The organism is Caulobacter sp. AP07, assembly GCF_000281955.1.
In the GTDB taxonomy this organism is placed as follows: domain Bacteria; phylum Pseudomonadota; class Alphaproteobacteria; order Caulobacterales; family Caulobacteraceae; genus Caulobacter.
Genome location: NZ_AKKF01000227.1, coordinates 1 through 5728, shown reverse-complemented (window position 1 = coordinate 5728; position 5728 = coordinate 1). Strand labels below are relative to the sequence as shown.

Here is a 5728-nt window from a genome sequence, read left to right as displayed (position 1 = left end):
ACGGGCGGGCCAGGTCAACGAAACCCGGTCCCGGACCGCGAGCGCGTCACCGCCCGCCTGTTGCTGGGTCAGCCCTCACGTCACGCTGTATCCGTGTTCCGAGCCCAGCCGGCACCAGAGACATGAGGTCACGCGGTCCTTACCCAAGCAGACCGCGCCGCCGACCCAGCTTCCCGCTCGATCGCCCCCGCCGCCGCATCGGTCGCTGGCCATGCGCCCTTTCCACCACGGTGAGGTGAGAGAAGCATACGGGAGGTTTTCAGGGGGAGGACGGGCGGGGTGCGGGTTTAGGGATTTCAGCGGGTTAGGCGAAATCAACGTGCGGGCCTGGACGAAACCCTCTCCCGGAGGGAGAGGGTTTATCCTGGGCTCCACCCACAAAAAAAGCGGCGTGTCCGAAGACACGCCGCCGATAGACGCAGGTGGGAGGAAGTGCGCGTCAGGTTCTAGAACTGACCGCGGATGCCGATGAGATAGGTCGGACCCGGATCGTAGAAGGTGAAGGCGGCGTTCGGATATTCGAAGGTCTGCCGCTGGGTGGAGCTGGTGATGTTGATGGCGTTGAAGGTGATCATCGGCGCGTTCTTCCAGGGCAGCTGGTAGCTGGCCGAAAGGTCCATCTGCTTGTAGGCGTCGGTCCGCAGGCGGGCGGTCGGCAGGCTGTTCTGGTTGGGGTCGGAGCTGACCTGGGCGTCGTTGTAGTTGTACGACAGCCGGACCGTCGCGCCGTGGCCTTCGTAGTAGCCGGTCAGGTTGTAGGTGTAGGGCGAGATGCCGATGGCCACGGCCGGGGCGCCGCTGCCGCTGCCGGTCTGGTTGACGCGGGTGTAGTTGGCGGTGAAGCCGATGCCCGGGAAGATGAAGTCCAGCGGCTGCACCCAGTTCAGTTCGTAGCCGCGGATGGTCAGGGTGCCGCCGGCGTTGACCTGCTGGGTGACGGTGACCGTCGCCACGTCCGGGCCGCCGCGGTTGGTGATGGCCTGCTGCTGCAGGGCCGTCAGGGTGTCGTAGGCCACGCCGAGCTGGTTGAACGGGATGGTGTTGGTGCCCTGGACCGTGAAGCCGTTGACCACCTTCTGGAACGCCGCCACGCCGACATAGCCGGCGCCGCCGGTGTACCATTCGCCGCCGACGTCGAAGTTGTTGGCGGTGTAGGGCGCCAGGGACGGGTTGCCCTGGTTGGCGTTTTGGGCCGACGGGTCGCTGAAGGTCGTGCCCGGCAGCATGGCGCTGGGGTTGGGACGGGTCAGGGTCCGCGAGGCGGCCATGCGCAGGTTGATGTCGCCGGTCAGCTTGTAGACGGCGTTGAACGACGGCAGGAACGCGTCATAGCGGGTGTCGCGTTCCAGGATGGTGGTCACGCCGTTGACCGTCTGCGGTCCGCGGATCGTCTGGTCGGTGCTGGCGTAGCGGCCGCCGAAATTGATGGCCAGGTCGCGGTCGAGGATCTGGGTGACGGCGTTGGCCTCGACATAGGCGCCGCTGGTCTTCTCGGCGATGAAGCCGGAGCTGGCGGCGGTGGCCGCCGAGGCGACGGCCGGGGCGCTGTCGTTGAAGCGGTCGAACTGGCTGGCGGCCTTGAAGGCGTCGTAGTCGACCGTGATGAAGCCCAGCGGGCCGGGGCGCAGGAACGAGGCGAGCTGGCCCTGGGTGATGGCCGAGCCGGCCTGGCCGTTGCAGGACGGGGCCGGGGTCGGCACGTTGCCGTTGGCGTCCAGCCCGCCGCCGCAGGTGAAGGCCTGCCAGCGGCCGCTGTTGTCCAGGGCCTGGATTGAGCGGCTGACGTCGTCATAGGCGACGCCGACCTTGATGTAGTTGTCGTTGCTCTCGCCGATCTTCAGGTTCCAGTGCGTGCCCTTGGTGCTGGTGACGCGCTTTTCGTTCTGGATGTTGAGGCGGCCGCCCGCGAACTGCCAGCCGAGGTTGGGGTCGTTGAGGTTGGCGGCGGTGGTGATGCTGGGGAAGTCGCCGCTGGTGTTGTCGAAGTTCACCGTCAGGCCGGCCGGGGTGTTGACCAGGATGGTCGGCGCTTCGCGGAAGAACACGCTGCGGCTCAGGTTGAACTGGCCGTCCAGCTTCAGCCACGGGGTGATCTGCCAGGAGCCGCCCGGGTTGACGTTATAGAAGTCGGTGGTCTCGTGGTACGGCCGGGCCTCGAGGAAGAACTGCGCGTTGGCGAACGTGCCCTTGGTGACGACGTTGCTGGAGTCGACCGTGACGCCGATCGGCACCATGCCGTTGGAGTTTCGGACGATCCAGTCCATGTCCAGGCGGTTGAAATCGTTGACCGTCTTGCCCATCAGGACGTCGAGATAGAAGGCCAGGTCGTCGTTGGGACGGTACTCGCCCGAGACCAGCACCGAGTCGCGGTCGCGCGAGCCCGCGCTGTAGGACTGGCGGCCCAGGCGCGGCAGGATGGCGTCGCCCAGCTGCTGGACGGTCGTGCCGGGGTTCAGCGAGGCCAGGTAGGCGGCCGTGACCGGCGTGCCGGCGACCAGGCCGTTGCCGGATCCGGCCGCGACCGTGTCGGCCCATTTGAAGCCGTTGCCGCCCGAGGTGTTGCACGACGGGGCGGGGGCGGTGGCCAGGGTCCCGGCCGGCGGGGCCACGCCGCACTGGGCGTAGGTCAGGTTGGCGTTGGTCCAGCCGATGGTCTCGAAGCCGTCGGTGCGGCTCTTGGAGCGCGCCCCGGCATAGCCGACCAGCAGGCCGAACTCGCCGACGTTGGTGTCCCAGCTGTCGCTGGCCATGACGGCGCCGCGGGGGCTCCACTTGCCCGAGCTGTCCTGGTAGCTGCCCTGCAGCGAATAGGTGAAGTGGCGGCCCGCGCGGTCCAGCGGCCGGGCGTTGCGCATGTTGACCACGCCGGCCACGCCGCCTTCGACCTGGCTGGCCATCGGCGTCTTGCTGACGTCCAGGCGGGTGAACAGCTCGGTCGGGAACAGGTTGAGGTCGACTTCGCGGTTCTGGTTCTGGCTGTCGGTGCGGCCCGACGAGGCCACGGCGATCTGCGAGCCGTTCAGCAGCACCTTGGTGAAGTTGGTGCCCAGGCCGCGGATGGCGATGTTCAGGCCGTCGCCGTTGATTTCGCGGGTCAGCTGGATGCCGGGAATGCGGTTCAGCGACTCGGCGATGTTGAGGTCGGGGAACTTGCCGATGTCCTCGGCGAACACCGAGTCGGTGAAGGCGACGCTTTCGCGCTTGGCGTTGGTGGCGTCGGCCAGGCTCTTGCGGAAGCCGGTGACGACCACTTCCTCGACCGTGTCGCCCGGCGCCGCGGCGGGGGCCTGTTGGGCCAGGGCGGGCGCGGCGGCGAAGCCGCTGAGGCAGGTGGCGCCGATGAGCGCCAGGCGGACGGCGCGCCTATGGACCGATGAAGCCATGTTTCTCCCCTAAGAAATTCGGCGCTCTGCGCACCTGTCGTTTTGCGCGCCGCCTTGGCTTCGGACGGTCGGAAAGGCCGACGGCGTCGAAGATGGTAGCGGTCACAATTCCATCGTTACGAGGTAAGGCCTCGCGAGTCAACAAGGTCATACCTTTGTGAGAATGTTGTCCGACCATGCGGGGGCGGGCGAGTTGCAACAAAAAGGTAGCGCTACCTTGACGGCGTGGCTCAAGTCCTGTCAGGTGAAGTTGGCGAGATTGGTATGACCAATCACCGAAGGCGCGGGCAGCGTCAGGCCATCACAAGCCAGGCGTACGAGGCCAGGCGCTACAGGGAAGGGATCGCTCATGAGCCGTCGCCACGCGTCAGGTCCGTCACGGCGGCGCCTGCTGGGCTCGGGCCTGGCCGCCGGCGCGCTGGCGCTGGGCGTGACCTCGGCGCGCGGTTCCGCGCCGAGCCTGGCGTCCCTGGCCAAGGCCAAGGGGCTGCGGTTCGGCAGCGCGGTCGGCGCGGGCCCGGTGGGGGCGATCACCGGGTCATTCGAGGACGCGCGCTACCGCCAGCTGCTGATCGACGAATGCGGCGTGCTGGTCCCCGAGAACGAGCTGAAATGGTACGTGCTGCGCCCGGACGCCAAGACCTTCGCCTTCGAACGGGCCGACCGCATCGCCGCGTTCGCCAAGGCCCACGACATCGCCCTGCGCGGCCACACCCTGCTGTGGCACCACCCCAAGTGGTTCCCGGACTGGCTCAAGACCCACGACTTCGGAACCGGGCCGGCCAGAGCCGCCAACGCCCAGGCCATGCTGGTCGACCACATCACCCGGGTCTGCGCCCACTACCCGCAGATCGACTCCTGGGACGTGGTCAACGAGACGGTCGACCCCAAGGACGGCTCGATCCGCCGCACCGTCTTCTCCGACGTCATGGGCCAGGAGCGGACCCTCGACGTCGCCTACCACGCCGCCCGCGCCGCCGCGCCCAAGGCCCGCCTGGTCTACAACGACTACATGGGCTGGGAGGCCGGCAACGAGGCCCATAGGACCGGCGTGCTGAAGCTGCTGGAAGGGTTCCGCAAGCGCGGGGCCCCGGTCGACGCCCTAGGCGTCCAGAGCCACCTCGGAACCGAGGACCCGGCCGCCGCCGGCGGTCTGGGCCGGCCGCAGGAGCGACAATGGCGGGCCTTCCTCGATGAGGCGACCGGCATGGGCTACGATCTGCTGATCACCGAATTCGACGTCAACGACAAGAAATTGCCGAGCGACCTCGCCGCCCGCGACACGGCGGTGGCGTCCCTCGCCAAGGGTTATCTCGATCTGATGCTGGACTACCGCCAGACCAAGGAGGTGCTGGCCTGGGGCATGGTCGACAAGTATTCGTGGCTGCAGAACTTCACGCCGCGTCCAGACGGCCTGCTCCTGCGCCCCACGCCCTATGACGACGGCTACAAGCCCAAGCCGCTGCGCGAGGCGGTGGCGGCGGCGTTCAAGTCGGCGCCGAACCGATGAGCAGGGTCGGAGAACCTTCGATGATCCGTCATGCCTACGGACCGGGGCGCTAGGCGATGGCGCGGCTTTCAGCGCGACCGCGCGTCCAGGGGCGCGGCGTGAAGCCTTCGATCACCGCCTCGGGCGCCGCCTCGGGCCCCGACATGCGGTGGATGCGCCGGCCGGGGGTGAGCTTCACCCATAGCCTCGTGGAGTCGCTGGGCCAGGCGATCGTCACCGGCGACTATGTCGAGAGTGGTTTTCCCAACGAGGGCGAACTGTCCAAGCAGTTCGGGGCCAGTCGCACGGTGACCCGCGAGGCGGTCAAGATGCTGACCGCCAAGGGCCTGCTCAGCGCCCGGCCGCGCCACGGCACGGTGGTCGAGCCCGAGACCGAGTGGAACCTGCTCGACCCCGACGTCCTGCGCTGGCTGCTGGAGCGCAAGTTCTCGCTGCGCCTGCTGGCCGAGTTCACCGAGATGCGGCTGGGCATCGAGCCGGCCGCCGCGGCCCGGCCGCCCGCAACGCCGACCAGGCCGGCCTGGACGGCATCCGCAAGGCCCTGGACCGCATGAAGGCCGCCGCCGAGGGCGAGGACGACCCGCTGTCGGCCGACATCGCCTTCCACGTCGCCATCCTCAACGCCACCAAGAACCCGTTCTACCGCGACCTGCACGAGCTGGTGAACACCGCCCTGCGCATCTCGATCCGCTTCACCAACCGCATCAAGGGTCGCACCGCCTCGATCCCCTCGCACGAGGACGTCGCCGACGCGATCCTGGCCCGCGACGCCGTCGCCGCCCAGACCGCCATGCAGGTCATCATCGTCGATGTGCTGGAACTGATCCGCGCGGCC

Annotated in this window: 2 protein-coding genes and 1 pseudogene; 2 read left to right on the top strand and 1 reads right to left on the bottom strand. The window is 68.2% G+C overall.

The genetic code is table 11. From position 1 onward, the window contains the following. Positions 1 to 446: 446 nt before the first annotated feature. Positions 447 to 3383 carry a TonB-dependent receptor gene (locus PMI01_RS20375; RefSeq protein WP_007673445.1) on the bottom strand — a complete coding sequence of 979 codons (2937 nt, stop codon included), beginning with the start codon at positions 3381 to 3383 and terminating at the stop codon, positions 447 to 449. Positions 3384 to 3732: 349 nt separating this feature from the next. Here PMI01_RS20375 and PMI01_RS20370 point away from each other — a divergent pair, with 349 nt between their 5' ends. Both PMI01_RS20370 and PMI01_RS20365 read left to right on the top strand, forming a co-directional pair. Then, entirely contained in the window at positions 3733 to 4893 is a 1161-nt protein-coding gene (locus PMI01_RS20370; protein WP_007673443.1) for an endo-1,4-beta-xylanase, read from the top strand. Positions 4894 to 5045: 152 nt separating this feature from the next. Then, a pseudogene (locus PMI01_RS20365) lies at positions 5046 to 5728 on the top strand (FadR/GntR family transcriptional regulator); the annotation flags it as partial.

Coding starts and splice junctions, on each gene's coding strand:
- PMI01_RS20375 (WP_007673445.1), bottom strand. CDS start 3,383: ATGGCTTCATCGGTCCATAGGCGCGCCGTCCGCCTGGCGCTCATCGGC.
- PMI01_RS20370 (WP_007673443.1), top strand. CDS start 3,733: ATGAGCCGTCGCCACGCGTCAGGTCCGTCACGGCGGCGCCTGCTGGGC.